Below are 14781 nucleotides of genomic sequence, written 5' to 3'. Positions count from 1 at the left end.
TCACAGATCAGCGCAGTCAGGCGATAGTGATCTGAGAGCGGATCGACAGCGGTGCGCAGCACACTCGCTCCGGGTTGTCGGTGACGGCATCCGACGGGGGCGGTGCGCCCGCCCCACCCAGCGGGGCGGGCGCACCGATGTCGGTTCAGCACGGATGACAGGAAGGGGCATCGGGCGATCGCCCGATGCCCCTTCGCCGTACGTGTCGGGTCAGCGGCGACCGACGGTGAGCACCGGCTTGGTGACCTCGGCGAAGAAGTCGTTGCCCTTGTCGTCGACGACGATGAAGGCGGGGAAGTCCTCCACCTCGATCTTCCAGACGGCCTCCATGCCCAGCTCCGCGTACTCGAGCACCTCGACGTGCTTGATGCAGTCCTGGGCGAGGCGGGCGGCGGGGCCGCCGATGGAGCCGAGGTAGAAGCCGCCGTGCTGCTGGCAGGACCTGGTCACCTGACCCGAGCGGTTGCCCTTGGCCAGCATCACCTGCGAGCCCCCGGCGGCCTGGAACTTCTCCACGTAGGCGTCCATCCGGCCGGCGGTGGTGGGGCCGAAGGAGCCGGAAGCGTACCCCTCGGGGGTCTTCGCGGGGCCGGCGTAGTAGACGGCGTGGTCGCGCATGTACTGCGGCATGGGTTCGCCGGCGTCGAGCCGCTCGGCGATCTTGGCGTGGGCGATGTCCCGGGCGACGACAAGCGGGCCGGACAGGGACAGCCGGGTCTTCACCGGGTACTTCGACAGTTCGGTGCGGATCTCGTCCATCGGCCGGTTGAGGTCGACCCGGACGACCATCTCACCGTCGAGGGAGTCGTCGGTGACGTCGGGCAGGAACCGCGCCGGGTCGGTCTCCAGTCGCTCCAGCCACACGCCCGACGGGGTGATCTTGGCGACGGCCTGCCGGTCGGCGGAGCAGGAGACGGCGATCGCCACCGGGCAGGAGGCGCCGTGCCGGGGCAGCCGGACCACCCGTACGTCGTGGCAGAAGTACCGGCCACCGAACTGGGCGCCGATGCCGAAGTTACGGGTCAGCTCCAACACCTGCGCCTCAAGCTCCAGGTCCCGGAACCCGTGGGCGCTCATCGAGCCGGCGGTGGGCAGCGCGTCGAGGTACTTGGCGCTCGCGTACTTCGCGGTCTTCAGCGCGTACTCGGCGGAGGTGCCGCCGATGACGATGGCCAGGTGGTACGGCGGGCAGGCGGCGGTGCCGATCAGCCGCAGCTTCTCCTCCAGGAACTGCATCATCCGTGTCGGGTTGAGCAGCGCCTTGGTCTCCTGGTAGAGGTACGACTTGTTGGCCGAGCCTCCGCCCTTGGCCATGAACAGGAACTTGTACGCGTCGGGGTGCCCGTCCGGGTCCTCGGCGTACAGGTCCACCTGGGCGGGCAGGTTGCTGCCGGTGTTCCGCTCGTCCCACATGGTCAGCGGGGCGAGCTGCGAGTAGCGCAGGTTCAGTCGGGTGTACGCCTGGTAGACGCCCCGCGAGATGGCCTCGGCGTCGGCCCCGTCGGTGAGCACGTGCCGGCCCCGCTTGCCCATCACGATCGCGGTGCCGGTGTCCTGGCACATCGGCAGCACGCCGCCGGCGGCGATGTTGGCGTTGCGCAGCAGGTCCAGGGCGACGAACCTGTCGTTCGGCGAGGCGGCCGGGTCGTCGATGATCGACCGGAGCTGGGCCAGGTGCGCCGGGCGCAGGAAATGCGCGATGTCGTGCATCGCCTCGGCGGTCAGCGCGGTGAGCGCGGCCGGCTCCACGGTGAGGAACCGGCGGCCCCCGGGGCCGTGTACGACGTCCACGCCCTCGTCGGTGACCAGGCGGTAGTCCGTCTGGTCGGGGCCGGTCGGCAGGAGGGGGGCGTACGAGAATGCGGCGGCACTGCTCATGAGCGGCAAGCCTAGGGCAGACCGGTCGATCATTCCCACCCGCCGGGCTGCGTCTGGGACGCCGCTCTCATCAGCCGTCCTTGCCGCCGTCCGGGTCGGGGCAGAGTTCCCGTTTGGGTCCGCAGTTGTCGCCGCCGTCAGGGCCGGCGGGGCCGGTGCCGCCGGGACGCGGGACGCCGCCGTCGCCGGGCCGGCCGGGGGTGCCCGCGGAGGCGCCGAAGCGGATGTAACCGATCTCCCGCCCCTCCCCGATGATCATGCCTTGTGGCCCGACCGCGAGGGCGTTAGCCGAGGTCCGCACGACTGCCAACTCCCGCCCGGTACGCGGGTCAAGCGCCGTCAACCGGGACGGCTTCTCGTCGGCGATCAGCGCCGCGTACGGCGTGAGGGCGGCGCCGGCCTTGCCGCTGGCGGGGCGGGTCCACAGCACCCGGTCGGTGCCGAGTTCACGGGCCGTCACCGACCGCTTGTCGGCGGCCCGGAACACCGCGTACCTGTCGTCGACCGCGACCAGTCTGGTGCCCGGTTCGCCCACCCACAGCAGCCGTCCGTCGTACCCGTCGAGGACCGCCTCGCGGCCGTCCGCGCCGACGCCGATCAGCACGTTCCGCGCGCCCTGCGGGTCTTCGCGCTGCGCGCAGCCGGCGTTGTCGGCGGTCCGCAGGTTGACGCCGGCCCGCTGCCAGGCCTCCTGCCCGGTCGCCGGGTCCCGGGCGGAGATCGCGAAGTAGCAGGACCCATCCTGCGAGCGGGCGGCGATCCGCAACATCCGGCCGCCCACCACCGACAGCCGCTCGTCCTGGCCGGGCTCCACGTTCTGCAGGACCCGGCCGGTGGCGGTGTCGACGACGTGCACCCGGCCGTCGACGGGGAAGCCGAGCAGCGGGGGCACCGACTCGGGGCCGGCGACCCCGTCGTCGACCCGGGGGGCGGTGAGCCGGCGGGTGCCGCGCAGTCCCGGGTTGTCGGCGAGCAGGCCGCTGTGCACCCCGGGCAGGAACGCCGTCCACAGTGGGGTGGTGCCGCGCGGGTCCCAGGCGCTCAGGGTGCAGTCGGTGGCGTCCGTGCAGCTGGCGTCCAGCAGCAGGTTGCGGTACGTCCACACGGCCACCGCGTCGTCGTCGCGCCGCCGCGTCGCCCCGGTGGTCGGGTCGAGCAGCTCGTACCCCTTGACCAGCAACTTGCCCACGGCGACGACCGGGTCACGGTCACCGCCGGCGACCGCCGCCCAGTCCGCCTTGCGCTCCCAGAGCTGGGTGCCGGTGGCCAGGCTTCGGGCCTCGACCCTGGTGCGCTGCTCCACCACGACCGTGTCGCCGGCGATTGTCACGCTGCGCGGGGTGCCGCCGATCCGCTGCTGCCAGACCACGTCCGGCTCGGAGATCGGGTCGCTGCGGTCGACCCAGTCCCACAGCCCGGGGAACGGATTCCAGACACCTGTGGCGGCGAGGGCGACGACCACGGCGAGGCCGAGCAGCAGCCCACCGCGCACGCTCCCCTTCGCCACACCGCACACCGTAGCCACGATCACGGATCTTCCGTACGCCCGCGCCGCCGTGTCGCCGCGCTTTCTCTACTCGAAGGTGTTAGAGCGTCCGTCCGGCGCTGCGTACCAGCGGAAGCGTGCGGTACGGGATCTGCTCGGCCAGCGCGATGATCGTCGACGCCCGGGTGATGCCGGCGGACGAGACGATCTGGTCGATGACCCGTTGCAGGTCGGTGTTGGAGCGGGCCACGATCCGGCAGAGCAGGTCGCTGGAGCCGGTGATGGTGTGCGCCTCCAGCACCTCGGGGATCGCCGCGAGGTGGGCGGTGACCGGGTCGTGGCCGTGCCGTTGGCTGATCTCCAGGGTGACGAAGCTGGTCACCCCGAATCCGATCGCGGCGGGTGAGATCTCCGGACCGAACCCGCCGATGACACCCCTGTCGACCAGTTTGTCGAGACGCGCCTGGACGGTGCCCCGGGCCACGCCGAGCCGCCGGGAGCACTCCAGCACCCCGATCCGTGGCTCGTCGGCGAGCAGTTCGATCAAGCGAACGTCGAGCGCGTCGAGCTGTACAGCCTGCTCACCCTTCATGGGTTCAGACCATACTGAATGCGCAACCTGACCAGCGTTTACACCGACAGTTGCCCACCTTATGCCGGCACGGCGATCCTTCGGACAACAACCGGCCCACGAGGCCGGCCGGTACGCGAGGGAGGCCACCATGACCCAGGCGATCGACCGACCCCAGTCGACCGAGGACGTCGACGTCGACCAACTCGTCGGCGCTGTCGACCACGACATCAGCCACGACCCGTTCCCGGTCAAGGGCCTCGACTACGTGCACTTCATGGTCGGCAACGCCAAGCAGGCGGCGCACTACTACTCCACCGCCTTCGGCATGACCTGCGTGGCGTACCGGGGACCCGAGCAGGGCTTCCGGGACTACGCCGAGTACGTGCTGACCAGCGGCTCGGCCCGGTTCGTCCTCACCGGCGCCGTCCGCCCGGACGCCAAGGGCGCGGAGCACGTCGTCAAGCACAGCGACGGCGTCATCGACATCGCCCTCGAGGTACCCGACGTGGACGCCGCGTACGCCCACGCCACCGCGCAGGGCGCGACCGGCCTGGTCGAGCCGAACGACATCACCGACGAGCACGGCACCGTCCGGGTCGCGTCCATCGCCGCGTACGGCGACACCAGGCACACCCTGGTCGACCGGTCCCGCTACACCGGCCCGTTCCTGCCGGGCTTCGTGGCCCGTGGCCCGATCGTGGACCGGCAGCCGATGATCGACGCCGGCATCCAGCCGAAGCGCTTCTTCCAGGCCGTCGACCACGTGGTCGGCAACGTGGAGTTGGGCCGGATGGACGAGTGGGTCGAGTTCTACAAGCGGGTGATGGGCTTCTCCAACATGGCGGAGTTCATCGGCGACGACATCGCCACCGACTACTCGGCGCTGATGAGCAAGGTCGTGGCGAACGGCACCCGCAAGGTGAAGTTCCCGCTCAACGAGCCGGCGGTGGCCCGCAAGAAGTCGCAGATCGACGAGTACCTGGAGTTCTACCAGGGCCCGGGCGCCCAGCACATTGCGGTCGCCACCAACGACATCGTGGCAAGCGTCGACGCGATGCGGGCCGCCGGTGTCGAGTTCCTGGACACCCCCGACTCGTACTACGACGACCCGGAGCTGCGCGCCCGGATCGGCAACGTGCGGGTGCCGATCGAGGAGCTGAAGGCCCGCAAGATCCTGGTCGACCGGGACGAGGACGGCTACCTGCTCCAGATCTTCACCAAGCCGGTGCAGGACCGCCCCACCGTCTTCTTCGAGCTGATCGAGCGGCACGGCTCGCTGGGCTTCGGCAAGGGCAACTTCAAGGCGCTGTTCGAGGCGATCGAGCGGGAGCAGGAAGCGCGCGGCAACCTGTAACACTTGCGGGCGTGACGCAGCCTCCGTCGTACCCGATGCCGCCGGCCGGTGGGCCTCCGCCCGCCGCCGGCGGCTTCGCGCCGCCACCCGGACCACACCCGCAGGGGTACGCCGTGCCGCCGCAGTACGCCCCACCCGGGTACGCCGTGCCGCCGGGCTACGCCCCACCCCGGGCCTATCCCCCGCCGCCGGCGTTGAGCCCGGCCGGTCAGCCCCTGGCCAGCTTCGGCGACCGGCTGCTCGCCTGGTTGATCGACACGGCGTTGGCCAGCATCGTGGTGATGGTGCTGTTCCTGCCGGTCTTCCTGGTCCTGTGGTGGAGGATGTTCACCGAGATGACGCGGACCAACCCGGACGGCACCCTCGTGGAGCCCGACCCGGGCACGTTCTTCACCACCTTCTTCCTGCCGCTGCTGCTGTTCCAGGTCGGCCTGTTCGTGGTGCTGCTCGGGTTCTACTGGCTCTACCACGTGGAGTACCTCAAGCGCGGCGGTCAGACCCTCGGCAAGAAGGTCATGAAGCTGCGGGTGGTGCCGCTCGACCCGAACGGCACCCTCGACCGGCGGATGGCGGGCCGGCGGTACCTCGTGCAGCACGTGGCGTGCTCGCTGGTGCCGGGCGCGAGCTACGCCGACGGTTTGTGGCAGCTCTGGGACAAGCCCTGGCAGCAGTGCCTCCACGACAAGTTCGCAGGTACGGTCGTCGTTAAGGTGGCTTCGTGAGTGTGCAACCGGGTTGGTACGTCGACCCCGCCGACCCTGAGACCCGACGGTACTGGGACGGCGAGGGTTGGCTGGGTGCGCCCATCCCGGTCGACGCCACCCCGCCGGACGGGCCGCCGCCGCCCGAGCCGCCGCCGGTGCCGGTCGCCCAGGCGGCCCCCGACGCGGCGGCAACCAACGCGGGCTGGCCGCCGCACGCCGGGTCAGGCCCCGCGGCGGGTCACGGCGTGCCGCAAGGGCACGGCGCCCCGTCACCGCACGGTCCCCAGCCGGGGCCGGGTTGGGAGCCGCAGGCCGGTCCGCCCGGCTGGTCCCCGCAGGCCGGTCCTCCGGGCTGGACACCGCAGGGCGCCCCTCCCGGTTGGTCGCCGCAGGGCGTGCCACCGGGCTGGCCCGGCCGGCCGCCCGAGCCGCGCCCGCACGGGCTGAGACTGGCCGGCTACGGCCGCCGGTTCGCCGCCCGCCTGATCGACTTCACGATCGTCTTCGCCCTGAACGCCGTGGTCAACGGCTGGTTCGTCTGGCGGCTGATCGAGGAGATGCTGCCGTACTGGCGGGAGGTGTTCCGGCGGGCGTTCGCCGGCGACACCTCCACCGACAACCTGCCGCAGATCGGCGAGCAGGCCGGGCTGCTCCAGGTGGTGATCCTGCTGATCGCCACGGCGCTCTGGCTGGCGTACGAGGTGCCCGCCATGGCGTCCCACGGGCAGACCTTCGGCAAGCGGGTGATGCGGATCCGCGCCGTACCGCTCGCCGCCGACCAGCCGCTGGGCTTCGCCAGGGCGTTCGGCAGGTGGACCACCATGGGCCTGCCCACCCTGCTCTGGTACTGCGCCGGCCTGGGCCTGATCCTGCAACTTGTCGACGCCCTGTCCCCCCTGTTCGACCACCCGCTGCGGCAGGCGCTGCACGACAAGCGCGTGCAGACGGTGGTGGTCGAGGTCCCCGCCAGCCCCGCCCCCGCCCCCTCGAACGACGACCAGCCCTCGGGAGACACCCCATGACCGACTCCGGACGTCACCAGCCGGCGCTGCGGCTGACCCGCGCCGACCTGGACGCGCTGCCCAGCTACGTGCCGGGGCGCAGCCCCGCCGACCTCGCCCGCGAGCTGGGTCTGCCCGAGGCGATCAAGCTGGCCAGCAACGAGGTGCCGTACGGCCCGCTGCCCGGTGTCGTCGAGGCGGTCACCGAGGCGGTCACCGCCTCGCACCGCTACCCCGACATGGGCGTGGTGGCGCTGCGCGACGCCCTGGCCCAGCGGTACGGCGTGGACGCCGACCGGATCGCCACCGGCTGCGGGTCGGTGGCGCTCGCCGAGCACCTGGTCCGGGCCACCTGTCTGCCCGGAGACGAGTTGCTCTACTCGTGGCGCTCCTTCGAGGCGTACCCGATCATCGGGGCGACCAGCGGCGCGACGAGCGTGCGGGTGCCCAACGACGCCGGGCACGGGCACGACCTGGCGGCCATGGCCGCGGCGGTGACCGACCGGACCCGGATGATCCTGGTCTGCAATCCGAACAACCCGACAGGCACGGCGGTCCGCAAGGCCGAGCTGGACCGCTTCCTCGACTCGGTGCCGGACGACGTGCTTGTGGTCATCGACGAGGCGTACCGGGAGTTCGTGACCGACCCGGAGGTGCCGGACGGGCTCGACTACCTGGACCGGTCGAACGTCGCGGTGCTGCGCACCCTGTCCAAGGCGTGGGGTCTGGCCGGGCTGCGGATCGGCTGGCTCGTGGCGCAGCCGACGGTGGCGGCGGCGATCCGCAAGGTGGTGACGCCGTTCTCCACGAGTACGGCAGCCCAGGCCGGTGCGCTCGCGGCGCTGACCCAGGCCGCCGAGATGGAGCGCCGGTGCGCGCTCGTCGTCGCCGAGCGGGACCGGGTCACCGAGGCGCTGCGCAAGTTCGTGCCCGACGTGCCTACCAGCCAGGCCAACTTCGTGTGGATGCCGCTCGGCGACCGGGCGGTGGCCTTCGGGAAGGCGTGCGAGGCACGCGGGGTGATCGTCCGGCCGTTCGCCGGGGACGGGGTCCGGGTCACGATCGGCACCCCTACCGAGAACGACGCGTTCCTGGCCGCCGCCGAGGCGGCGCTGACCTGAGAGCACACTGTGACCATCCGGTGACATAAGACCGGTTTGTCCTGTTTAAACCATTATCTGCCCTACCTTCCGAAGTAGCCGACGTGGCGAGGACCCGCGTCGGCTCACTTCGAGAAAACGGGGTAACGAACAGTGCGTACTGCCAGGATCTGTCTCGCCGGGGCGGCTGCCGCCGCAATGGTCGGCTTTCTCGCCGCGCCGGCCGCCGGCGCGCCCACCGACACCACGACCACCACGTTCGAGGTGCTGGCCGGCACCCTCGACATCGACGCGCCGGCCACCGCCGACCTCGGCTCCGGCGCTCCCGGTGGCACCATCACCGGCCAACTCGGCACAGTGACGGTCACCGACTCCCGGGGCGCCTCCGACGCTTCCTGGACCGCGTCGGTGACGGCGACCGTCTTCCAGACCGGCACCAGTTCCCCACCCGAGACGGTCCTCCCCGAGGAGATCAACTACTGGTCCGGCCCGGCAACAGCGACCACCGGCACCGGCACCTTCACCCCGGGACAGCCCTCCGCCGGCGATGCCGCGCCGCTGTCCAGCACCACGCCGCTCACCGCGTTCACCCACAGTGGCGGCACCGGCGGCAACACCGCCGCCTGGAACCCCACCCTGGTGGTCAACGTCCCGCTGGACAGCATCGCGGGCGTCTACACCGGCACGGTGACACATTCGGTGGCGTAGCCGCCGGGGGCGGTCGGCCCTCGCGGTCGCGCTCGCCCTGTTCTGCCTCGCCGGTCCGGGTCTGCCGACCCGGGCCGGCGCGGCCGAGCCGGACGCGGGCTCGGACGAGGGCAGCATCGGCATCCGGTTGCTGGAGGCTCCGACCGACCGCCGCGCCGACCCCCGGGCTCTGCGCTACATCGTCGACCACCTGCCGCCGGGCACCACCATCAGGCGACATCTGCTGATCGTCAACCGCACGGCCGAGCCCCGCCAGGTCGACGTCTACCCGGCAGCGGCGACCCTGGACGGCTCGGCGTTCCGGTTCGGCGAGGGCCGTGCGGCCAACGAGCTGACCTCGTGGACCACCCTCGATCGCAGCTTGGTGGAGTTGGAACCGTGGGGCGAGATCCGGGTCCGGGCGACAATCACGGTGCCGCCGACCGCCTCGCGCGGCGAGCGGTACGGGGTGGTCTGGGCGGCCACCCGATCCGCAGCCCGGGCCGGCGGCGAGATCAACCAGATTCACCGGGTCGGCGTCCGGATGTATCTCGACGTCGGCCCCGGCGGCGAGCCGGCTTCCGACTTCGCGATCGGCGAGCTGCGGCCGGCCCGCAGCCCCGAGGGCGTGCCGTCGGTGACCGTCCAGGTCACCAACACCGGCGGCCGTGCCGTGGACCTGACCGGCGCGATCGCGCTGAGCGAGGGACCGGCCGGAAGCCGGGCCGGACCGTTCCCCGTCGGGCAGGGCGTCACGCTGCCCCCGGGCGGCTCCGGGCAGGTCATCGCCCGGTTCCCCGCCGAGTTGCCGAACGGACCCTGGAAGGCCGAGGTGAACCTGGAGAGCGGGACGGTGAAGCGCGGCGCGACAGTACGGATCGCCTTCCCCGGTCCCGGTCAGGTGGGCAGGAAGAGCAGCGTCGTCTCCCGACTGTTCACCGGCTGGACCGGGGGCGCGGCAGTGGCGGCGCTGCTGCTGCTCACCACTCTCGGGGTGCTCGTGCGCCGGTCCCGTCGCGCCCCTGCCGTCCCACCCCCGGAGCGCGTCCCGGTCGACCACTGAGACCGCCGGCGGCCCTGCGTCAGCTCGGCCGTCGGCGACGCGCGGCGAGCCACCCGAGGGCCAGCAGGGTCATGCCCAGCGCGGCGAGCAGCAGGACCGGTCCGCCCGGACCGGTGACCGGCAACTGACCCCCGTGACTGGGGGTCGGGGTGGGCGGGTGCCGGGTCGGCGTGGGCGGGGTGACGGTAGGCGAGGCGGGCACCACCTCGAAGGTGACACTCGTGTCGCCCGACGGTTCAGCCCGCACTGCGGCGTACGCGGCCGACCGGGCCGGGTCCGACACGAGGGTCGGCGGCACCGTGACCACGAGGCTCGCGGTGGCGGCGAGCATCCCGCCCACCAGCCACCTGGCTGCCGTCGCACCCATGCGCCAACCCCTTCACCAGAAATCTGAACCATGAGAAACGTACCGTTTCTGGTCAGAAGTGGTGAAAGGTTCACGGTTCGACGCCCCGATCAGGTGGCGGCGAGAATCACCGCCTCGGCGGTGAAGTAGTAACGCTGGTCGTCCCCGTCCGGGTCGACAGGCTTCCGCAACCGTTCCACAGCCAGATATCCGTCGGCAGCGGCCACCGCCCCCGGCGCCCAACCCGTACCGTCCGAGCCGACGTTCAGGGTGAAGCGGGAGAGCTGCGCCCCGTTCACCGGGTCGAGCGTCACCAACTCGTTCGCCTCGGTCAGCACATGCACCCGACCGGGCTGCACCGCGAGCACCCGCGCCGCGCCCAGGCCGCCGAAGCGCCACAGCTCGACGCCCGACCGCGCCGCCCGGCCCACCGCCACCCCGTCCACCACCGAGACCACCCGGTCGCCGACGACAGTGGCACCGGCCAGGTCCAGAGCGGGTGCGGCCACCGGCTCACCGCCGGCCACCAGCCAGCCCCGGCCGCCGGCGTCACCCGGCCCGGCCGTCCGCACGGCCGGACAGCCCGACCGACCGGTACGGCAACCGAGTGGGGACACCACAAGCCCGTCCGCCGCCACCCCCGGCGGCTGCCAGCGCTCGCGTACCTGCCCGGTGGCCGCGTCCCGGAACTCGACAGCGGCGGGTCCGGCGCAGGCGTCCAGGCCGATCAGCTGCCCGGCCACGCTGGTGCCGACGTCGCTGCGGCACGAGCCGGGCAGGTCGACCCGCCACAACTCCCTGCCGTCGGCCACCTGCACCGCACGGGCCTCGGCGGTCCCCGTGACCACGAGCACCGTCCGGCCGTCCGCGAGGTCGGTGAGGTAGAGCCCACGCGGATCCCAGACGGTGGCAGCCCCGGTACGCCGCGCCACCGCGTCCACCTCGGCCGGCGCCGGCCCCGCGGCCCGCCACAGCACCCGCCCGGACGACGCGTCGAGCGCGACCAACCGACCGTCGGACCACCGGCTCACGACGGTACGACCGCTGGCCACCACCCCGCTCAGCTCCGCCGGCCAGCGCCGGTACGACCAGAACGGCGTGGTCCGGTACCGCCAGTCGACGGGCCGGTCGGCGTAGACCTGCCGGTGCGCCGCGTACACCCGCAGTCGGGAGTCCACGATCAGCGGGGCGGCGGGCAGCCGGCCGATCACGCCGGGCTCGGGTCGGGGCGCGGCCGGGTAGTCACCCCGTGCCACAGTGCTCACCTCGGCCGGCGCGAGCACCCGGTGGACGACGATCGCGACGGCCGCGACGGCGAGCAGCGCCGCGACCGCCATCACCAGCCGTCGCCGGCCCTTCGGGAACCCCATGCCGCACCTCCGCCCGGCACCCTACCCAGCGGAGACCGCCGGAGCCCGGTCAGGTCGCGCCGCTCACGGGCCGGGTCAGGCCGCTTCCACAGCGCCGGAGGGCCTCGCCGCGACAGTCAGGTCGGCGAGATCACGCCGCAACGCCACCTCGACCGCCCGGGCGGCGAGCCCACCGAGCAGCAGGGCGACCACCCGAGGGTACGGAGCGGTCGGCACCGCCTCCTGAGTGACGGTGACAGCCGTGCAGCCGCGACGACGGCGCCGGACCGGCCGCAGGGTCCAGGTGATCCGGTAGTCCACGTCGGCGCCCGAGGAGCAGAGGACCAGCCGATGCGGGGGGAGCGCCTCCACCACGAGGAACTCCTCGGTCAGCGTGCCGCCGCCCGGCTGGGCGCGCTCCTCACGCCACGCGGTGCCCGGCCCGAACGGACCCGGGGTGAGCAGCTCGGTCGGGCCGGCGGAGGTCATGCGGGCCGCACGGCCGGGCAGGTCGGTCAGCAGACGCCAGACATCGACGGCGTGCGCCTCGATGAACCCGGTAACCGCCACCGTCGACATGACATCCTCCCGTGTCGTCGACGGTACGCGGCGTGAGCGCCGGACGGGGCCCCCGGGACGGAATTTCCACCACCCGGAGGCCCCGCTGTCCGTTCGGGCGGCCGCGTCGTACCTGTCGACAGGTACGACGCCGCCGCTCAGCGTTCGAAGCGACCGGCCCGGATCGCTCCGACGAACGCTGTCCACCCCGGCGGGCTCACGGCCAGTGTGGGGCCGGACTGGTCCTTGGAGTCGCGGACCGCGACGAGGCCGAGGACGTCGACCAGGTTGTCCGCCACCTCCACGCAGAGTCCCTGGTCGTTGGAGCGGCTACTGGTACGCCAGACCGCGCGCGAGAGATCGTGCATCGTCGTCTACCTCCGTGTGCGATGGGTTGCCCCACCGCCGGTGACCGGGCGGGGGGCCCGGCCCGTACCGCGCGGTGGAGCGACGGAATCCGCGACGATCAACGCGGCAACCGGCGGTGGTTATCGCACAGTCGGTGCGATCATCAGTCCCGCCGACGAGACAGAGGACCGCTCCGGCCTGGAAAGACGCTCAGCGAGCCGGACGGACCGTCCCGGTGACCTCGCCGAGGGCGATTGTGGTGCCGTCCGGGCCGGGCGCGGTAGCGGTGATGGTCACCGTGTCGCCGTCGGCGAGGAAGGTACGGGTCTCGTCGCCGAGCTTCACCGGCTCCGCCCCTCCCCAGGTCAGCTCCAGGAACGAGCCGACCTGCGACCGGTCCGGGCCGGAGACGGTGCCCGAGGCGTACAGGTCGCCGGTACGCACTGACGCGCCGTTGACGGTGAGGTGCGCCAACTGCTGGGCCGGCGTCCAGTACATGGTGGCGAACGGTGGCTCGCTCACCCGTTCGCCGTTCCACTCGACCTCGAGGCGCAGGTCGAGGCCCAGGTGCGGCACGTCGCGCAGGTAGTCGACCACCGGGGGGTCCTGGTCCGGGGCGGGCACGAAGGCGTCGGCGAGCGCGTCCAGCGGCGTCACCCAGGCCGACACCGAGGTGGCGAAGGACTTGCCGAGGAAGGGGCCGAGGGGCTGGTACTCCCAGGCCTGGATGTCCCGGGCCGACCAGTCGTTGACCAGCACCACGCCGAAGACGTGGTCGGCGAAGTCGTCGACACCCACCCGGTCACCCAGCTCGCTCGGCACGCCCACCACGAAGCCGACCTCGGCCTCGATGTCGAGGCGTACCGACGGGCCGGTCACCGGGCCCTCGGCCGAGGCGCGCTGCCCGGTCGGCCGGGTCACCGGCGTGCCGGAGACGACCACGGTGCCGGCCCGCCCGTGGTAGCCGATCGGCAGGTGCTTCCAGTTCGGCAGCAGCGGCGGCTGGCCCGGGCGGAAGATCTGCCCGACGTTCGAGGCGTGGTGCTCCGAGGAGTAGAAGTCGACGTAGTCGGCCACCTCGAACGGCAGCAGCATGTCCACCTCGGCAAGCGGCACCAGCAGTGGCTCCACGGCCACCCGGTGCGCCGGGTCGGTGAGCAGCTCGGTGATCCGCTGCCGCACCGACGTCCACTGCGGACGGCCCAGCGCCATGAACTCGTTGAGGGTGGGGTGGCACAGCGCGCCTGCCGCCAGCACGAGGTCCGCCGCCTCCGCACCGGCCAGGTCGAACACCCACGACCCGATGCGTACGCCGATCCGCGGCTGGCCCCCGCCGGAGGAGAACACCCCGTACGGCAGGTTCGTCACCCCGTACGGCGAACCGTCAGCGCCGGTCACCCAGGTCATGCGTCGTAGCCCCCGTTCACCAGCCCCAGCCGGATCAGATCGGTAAGTGGTTCCAGGATGCTGCACGAGCCGAAGCCCACCCACAGGGGGCGTGGCGCGTCCAGCCGCCCGTTCAGGTGTTCCAGCAGTGGGCGCGGGTCGGCCACGGTCAGCAGCTCGGCGACGGCGCGCACACCCGCGCCGCCGGCGGCGGCGAGCGTGGCGGCCAGCACGTTGGCGTACCCGTGGTGGGTGAAGCCGGTCTCCGGGTCGAGGTGCCGGACCGCCTCGTGCAGCCCGGCGGTGAGCTTGAACGGCAGGGCCCGGTCCCGGCAGGCGCAGATGACGGCGGCCAGCTCGGCAGGGGTGGGGAACAGTTCGGCGGCCAGGCCGCCGGTGCGGAACTTGGCGGCGATCGGCACGCCGTCGGCGCGGGCGGCGGCGAGCGCGTCGAGCGCGCCCATCAGCCCGAAGGTCAGCGGCAGCTCGGCGTAGACGGCCTCGACGCCGGGAGTCGTGGCGGTCACCCGCAGCAGCTCGGTGATGCCGGGCAGCGGGTCCTCGCCCCGCTTGGCGACCGCCACCTCGACCTGGCGGACGGTGACGCCGTCCGGTGGCAGGCACGGGAGCGCGACAGGCAGGCCGGCGATACCGGTGTCTCCGATCACCCCGACCACCAGGCCCTCGGCCGGGTCCACCAGACCGTTCAGCCTGCCGGCCGCGACCGTCGAGGCGGGGACGAGCAGCGGGCCGACCAGGTCGGCGTACCAGGCGGCGCGGTGTCGACGGTGTGCGGTCAGCGCGTCGGGGAGCGCGGCGCTGCCCGGCGGGAAGACGGCGGCGTCGTCCACCAGGCCGTCGAGGAGTGCGGGCACCTGCGTTGACACGACACAAGAATCTACGGGACGCTACAAGGAACGGACAACAGCGTCCGATTATCGGACGCC

Annotated in this window: 15 protein-coding genes; 6 read left to right on the top strand and 9 right to left on the bottom strand. The window is 72.4% G+C overall.

The genetic code is table 11. The features are described 5' to 3' along the window. Window positions 1–210: 210 nt before the first annotated feature. The 3 genes from AB0N27_RS21675 to AB0N27_RS21665 all read right to left on the bottom strand — a co-directional run bounded on the left by AB0N27_RS21675 (window position 211) and on the right by AB0N27_RS21665 (window position 3956). Window positions 211–1878 carry a fumarate hydratase gene (locus AB0N27_RS21675; protein ID WP_364372611.1) on the bottom strand — a complete coding sequence of 556 codons (1668 nt, stop codon included), beginning with the start codon at window positions 1876–1878 and terminating at the stop codon, window positions 211–213. Between the two features lie 70 nt (window positions 1879–1948). Then, window positions 1949–3385 (bottom strand): PQQ-binding-like beta-propeller repeat protein, encoded by a 1437-nt coding sequence (locus tag AB0N27_RS21670; RefSeq protein WP_364372608.1) that lies wholly within the window; start codon window positions 3383–3385, stop codon window positions 1949–1951. 79 nt (window positions 3386–3464) lie between these two features. After that, window positions 3465–3956 (bottom strand): Lrp/AsnC family transcriptional regulator, encoded by a 492-nt coding sequence (locus tag AB0N27_RS21665; protein ID WP_364372605.1) that lies wholly within the window; start codon window positions 3954–3956, stop codon window positions 3465–3467. A gap of 130 nt (window positions 3957–4086) precedes the next feature. On the opposite strand from AB0N27_RS21665, the gene hppD reads away from it, so the two are divergent. The 6 genes from hppD (at window position 4087) to AB0N27_RS21635 (ending at window position 9847) form a co-directional block, all read left to right on the top strand. Continuing rightward, window positions 4087–5292 (top strand): 4-hydroxyphenylpyruvate dioxygenase, encoded by a 1206-nt coding sequence (gene hppD, locus AB0N27_RS21660; RefSeq protein WP_364372602.1) that lies wholly within the window; start codon window positions 4087–4089, stop codon window positions 5290–5292. An 11-nt stretch (window positions 5293–5303) separates the two neighbouring features. Beyond that, window positions 5304–6014, top strand: coding sequence for an RDD family protein (locus tag AB0N27_RS21655; protein ID WP_364372594.1), 711 nt, complete (start codon window positions 5304–5306; stop codon window positions 6012–6014). Continuing rightward, window positions 6011–7018: an RDD family protein gene (locus AB0N27_RS21650; protein WP_364372591.1), complete on the top strand. Its 1008-nt coding sequence runs from the start codon at window positions 6011–6013 to the stop codon at window positions 7016–7018. Before AB0N27_RS21655 ends, AB0N27_RS21650 begins: the two co-directional genes overlap by 4 nt. Continuing rightward, window positions 7015–8118 (top strand): histidinol-phosphate transaminase, encoded by a 1104-nt coding sequence (gene hisC / locus AB0N27_RS21645; protein ID WP_364372588.1) that lies wholly within the window; start codon window positions 7015–7017, stop codon window positions 8116–8118. Before AB0N27_RS21650 ends, hisC begins: the two co-directional genes overlap by 4 nt. A gap of 132 nt (window positions 8119–8250) precedes the next feature. Beyond that, window positions 8251–8805: a hypothetical protein gene (locus AB0N27_RS21640; RefSeq protein WP_364372585.1), complete on the top strand. Its 555-nt coding sequence runs from the start codon at window positions 8251–8253 to the stop codon at window positions 8803–8805. A 127-nt stretch (window positions 8806–8932) separates the two neighbouring features. Next, window positions 8933–9847 carry a hypothetical protein gene (locus tag AB0N27_RS21635; protein WP_364372582.1) on the top strand — a complete coding sequence of 305 codons (915 nt, stop codon included), beginning with the start codon at window positions 8933–8935 and terminating at the stop codon, window positions 9845–9847. A gap of 19 nt (window positions 9848–9866) precedes the next feature. Here AB0N27_RS21635 and AB0N27_RS21630 read toward each other — a convergent pair whose 3' ends face one another. The 6 genes from AB0N27_RS21630 to AB0N27_RS21605 form a co-directional block, all read right to left on the bottom strand. Then, window positions 9867–10214 (bottom strand): LPXTG cell wall anchor domain-containing protein, encoded by a 348-nt coding sequence (locus tag AB0N27_RS21630; protein ID WP_364372579.1) that lies wholly within the window; start codon window positions 10212–10214, stop codon window positions 9867–9869. 89 nt (window positions 10215–10303) lie between these two features. Continuing rightward, window positions 10304–11563 (bottom strand): pyrrolo-quinoline quinone, encoded by a 1260-nt coding sequence (locus AB0N27_RS21625; RefSeq protein WP_364372576.1) that lies wholly within the window; start codon window positions 11561–11563, stop codon window positions 10304–10306. Window positions 11564–11638: 75 nt separating this feature from the next. Next, entirely contained in the window at window positions 11639–12121 is a 483-nt protein-coding gene (locus tag AB0N27_RS21620) for an SRPBCC family protein (RefSeq protein ID WP_364372573.1), read from the bottom strand. A gap of 137 nt (window positions 12122–12258) precedes the next feature. After that, the gene (locus tag AB0N27_RS21615) at window positions 12259–12468 is read right to left on the bottom strand and encodes a DUF397 domain-containing protein (protein ID WP_364372570.1); all 210 of its coding nucleotides are present in this window, start codon (window positions 12466–12468) and stop codon (window positions 12259–12261) included. A gap of 190 nt (window positions 12469–12658) precedes the next feature. Next, window positions 12659–13855: a fumarylacetoacetase gene (gene fahA / locus AB0N27_RS21610; RefSeq protein ID WP_364372567.1), complete on the bottom strand. Its 1197-nt coding sequence runs from the start codon at window positions 13853–13855 to the stop codon at window positions 12659–12661. Then, window positions 13852–14721, bottom strand: a complete 870-nt coding sequence (locus tag AB0N27_RS21605; RefSeq protein ID WP_364372565.1) for a hypothetical protein — start codon at window positions 14719–14721, stop codon at window positions 13852–13854. The genes fahA and AB0N27_RS21605 overlap by 4 nt, the downstream gene beginning before the upstream one ends. Window positions 14722–14781: the final 60 nt, after the last annotated feature.

Source organism: Micromonospora sp. NPDC093244, assembly GCF_040683695.1.
Lineage (GTDB): Bacteria > Actinomycetota > Actinomycetes > Mycobacteriales > Micromonosporaceae > Micromonospora.
Note: the sequence above shows the minus strand (reverse complement) of the source record. Positions and strands in the feature narration are given on the sequence as shown.

Bases quoted from the DNA above. Each gene is read 5' to 3' on its own strand.
- AB0N27_RS21625 (WP_364372576.1), bottom strand. From the start codon at position 11,563: ATGGGGTTCCCGAAGGGCCGGCGACGGCTGGTGATGGCGGTCGCGGCG.
- AB0N27_RS21630 (WP_364372579.1), bottom strand. From the start codon at position 10,214: ATGGGTGCGACGGCAGCCAGGTGGCTGGTGGGCGGGATGCTCGCCGCC.
- hppD (WP_364372602.1), top strand. From the start codon at position 4,087: ATGACCCAGGCGATCGACCGACCCCAGTCGACCGAGGACGTCGACGTC.
- AB0N27_RS21615 (WP_364372570.1), bottom strand. From the start codon at position 12,468: ATGCACGATCTCTCGCGCGCGGTCTGGCGTACCAGTAGCCGCTCCAAC.
- fahA (WP_364372567.1), bottom strand. From the start codon at position 13,855: ATGACCTGGGTGACCGGCGCTGACGGTTCGCCGTACGGGGTGACGAAC.
- AB0N27_RS21675 (WP_364372611.1), bottom strand. From the start codon at position 1,878: ATGAGCAGTGCCGCCGCATTCTCGTACGCCCCCCTCCTGCCGACCGGC.
- AB0N27_RS21665 (WP_364372605.1), bottom strand. From the start codon at position 3,956: ATGAAGGGTGAGCAGGCTGTACAGCTCGACGCGCTCGACGTTCGCTTG.
- AB0N27_RS21620 (WP_364372573.1), bottom strand. From the start codon at position 12,121: ATGTCGACGGTGGCGGTTACCGGGTTCATCGAGGCGCACGCCGTCGAT.
- hisC (WP_364372588.1), top strand. From the start codon at position 7,015: ATGACCGACTCCGGACGTCACCAGCCGGCGCTGCGGCTGACCCGCGCC.